Below are 2,581 nucleotides of genomic sequence, written 5' to 3'. Positions count from 1 at the left end.
CGTGCCGGTCGCGGTACTCCTCACCGAGCGTCTCCGAGAGGAATCGGTGGTAGGAAGGCCGTCGTTCGGTCGCCTGCTTGACCACCGCCTGCCAGTTGTGCTGAAGGTAGCGCAGCCCCAGGTGTGGGTTCCGGAAACTCTGGCCGGTGTTTTCCGGATATTCTGGCCGCATGCTCCGTAGCTGCTCTGCCCTCGGGCGAGTCGAGGTGGCGGGTGCGGTAGGAGGGCCCATCGAGGACGATGAGCCGTCCGCGCTCCAGCACCCGGTCCACGATCGCCTCCGCGAGATCCTGATCGTGAAGTACCTGTCCCCACGTCGTCAAGGGGGACTTGTTCGTGGTGAAGATGATCGGACGGCGTCTTTGGTGCCGTTCGTTGACGACGTGGAAGAGCACGTTGGCAGCGTCGGGTCCGTAGGTCAGGTAGCCGACCTCGTCGACGACGAGCACGTGGGGTTGGAGGTAGGCTGTCAGTGCCTCGCGGAGCTTGCCCTTGGCCGTGGCGACGGACAGCTCCTCGATGAGGGAAGTTGCGGTGCGGAAGAGGGCGGTGAAGCCGTTATGGATGGCGCGGTAGGCGATGGCGACGGCCAAGTGGGTCTTGCCGCGGCCGCTCTTGCCAAAGAGGATCGCGTTGCGCCCCTCGCTGACAAGTTCCGGCCCGAGGTAACTGCCTAACAGTTGCCTGCGCAAGGAGCTTTGGAGCGAGAAGTCGAAGTCTTCCACGGTCTTGAGGAAGGGGAAGTGCGCGTCGCGGGTCGCACGCTGTAGCCGCGTCTGCTGCCGCTGCGCGATCTCTTCGGTCAGGAGGGTGACGAGGAAGTCGCGGCAGGACCAGCTCTCGGTCTCGGCGCGCTCGACGAGGTTCTTCCATTCCCGCCGTGTGTTGGCAAGGTTCAGGCGCTTGAGCATGGTATCGAGGTCGACACTCTCCGGCTCGAAGGGCAACGGGGCCGCGGTGGTTCTCTTGCTCATCTCGGGCTCCCCATCGTGGCGTGCCCTCTCGGGCCCAGACCGTTCCAGCCCAGCGTCTGCGCGACGAAGCGGCTGTCGCACCGACCTGACTCCAGGGCGGCTCTGAAGGCTCGCTCCAGCGGTTCGGCTCCGAGGGCTTGGAGCATCTCGTGCAGCTCGTCGACCTCACGGATCCAGCCCTGCGGGTTGCGGTGCACGAGCTCGGTGAGGAAGCTCACCGCGGACTGACCGACCTCCAGGACTTGCTGACGCTTGAGGTAGCGTTTGCCGCGCTTGCCGGCGATCGCGGCGAGGTGAGCGGCTCGATGCTCGGGCAGTCGGGAGACGGAGCCGGGAAGCCCGAATCGTGGATGAAGTGCCTCAAAACGACCCGCTACGATGCGTATCCGCTCCCGGTACAGGTACAGCGTCCCGCTGAGTCCGGCGGCCTCGGGAGGCATGCTGTAGCCGCGTCCGTCGTAGGAGACCTCGGCGGTCGGTCCCACCTGCACCGGGATCCGGAGTGCCAGCGCCTGCGCAGTGCAGCGGGGCGGACGCAGCCGCGAGCGATCTTGCACGAGCCGCTCCGTCGGGATCTGGCCCGTCGCGCGGCAGGGGCGGCTGTCGTTGACCTCGGTCAGCCACTCGCCCAACTGCTGCTTCAGGTCCTCCAGGTCATGGAATCGCCGCTGCTTGAAGAACGAGCCCTTCACCCACCCGACGATGTTCTCCACGGAACCCTTCTGGTTTGGCGCGGAGGGCCAGCAGACCTCCGCGGTGAAGCCGATCTCCATTGCGGCGTGCGCGAAGATCGGGTTCCACTCCGTGATCGTTCCGTCCTTGCTCCAGCTCAACGCCACGGTCTTGGGTCGGTCGAAGACCGCGCACAACGGGATGCCCCCGAAGGCGATGAAGTGATCTAGCAGCGTACGCACCAGAGTCTCGGCCGTCTCATTGGAGACCAGCGTGACGATGACCCACCGAGACCACTTGAGCCGCGAAGCGAAGAAGCGAATGACCTTCTGCTCGTCGTTGGCGAAGGTGATTCGGATCTCGCCGAAGTCGTGCTGGGAGAACTCGCCGGGCAGCCCTTCGAAACGCATTCCAACGCGGGCCTTCCGCGGGCGCACCTCGCGAAGCAGGGCGTACAGCGCGCTCTTGCTCCCCGGGTAGCCCTGCAGTTTCGTGCGGCGCAGGACCTCCACCGACAGAAGGCTCGGCTCCTTCCTGACCAGTTCCGAGACGAATGCGCGGAAGGGCGCGGCGAGACTTGGGCGGCCCACTCGCCGCTTCCGCCGTTCGGCTCGATTGTCGACGTGTTCGACCGGCGCTTCGATCGCGATGCGCCGAACCGTGCGCACGCTCAAGTCAGTCGCCTCACTGACCTCGGCCTGGGAGTGACCGGCCTCCAAGAGCACCTGAACCTGATGTCGCTTGAGCAAGGGAACCAAGGGAGCCTCCGTTTCGAAGGCTCCATCCTCCCCACCCAAGCCGAAACTGCTACCCTGCGATGCGGTGGGCGCTTCCGTCATTCCTGACCTCCTTTGTCGCGTAGGCCAGAATTTCCGGAATCGGTGCGGTCAGAATTTCCGGAACCCGCAGCAGCTACCGCCGGCGCATCGTGACCC

Annotated in this window: 2 protein-coding genes; both read right to left on the bottom strand. The window is 65.4% G+C overall.

Features of this window, described 5'->3' with window-relative positions; genetic code table 11:
- Positions 1 to 20: 20 nt before the first annotated feature.
- Positions 21 to 974, bottom strand: a complete 954-nt coding sequence (locus tag FJ251_15385) for an AAA family ATPase (protein MBM4119085.1) — start codon at positions 972 to 974, stop codon at positions 21 to 23.
- On the bottom strand, positions 971 to 2,485 hold the full coding sequence (locus tag FJ251_15380) for an IS21 family transposase (GenBank protein ID MBM4119084.1): 1,515 nt from the start codon (positions 2,483 to 2,485) through the stop codon (positions 971 to 973). The genes FJ251_15385 and FJ251_15380 overlap by 4 nt, the downstream gene beginning before the upstream one ends.
- Positions 2,486 to 2,581 lie beyond the last annotated feature (96 nt).

The organism is bacterium (assembly GCA_016873475.1).
Taxonomy (GTDB): Bacteria; Krumholzibacteriota; Krumholzibacteriia; order JACNKJ01; family JACNKJ01; genus VGXI01.
The sequence above is the reverse complement of the archived record's forward strand: the minus strand, read 5'-3'. Positions and strand labels throughout refer to the sequence as shown.

Coding starts and splice junctions, on each gene's coding strand:
- FJ251_15385 (MBM4119085.1), bottom strand. CDS start 974: ATGAGCAAGAGAACCACCGCGGCCCCGTTGCCCTTCGAGCCGGAGAGT.
- FJ251_15380 (MBM4119084.1), bottom strand. CDS start 2,485: ATGACGGAAGCGCCCACCGCATCGCAGGGTAGCAGTTTCGGCTTGGGT.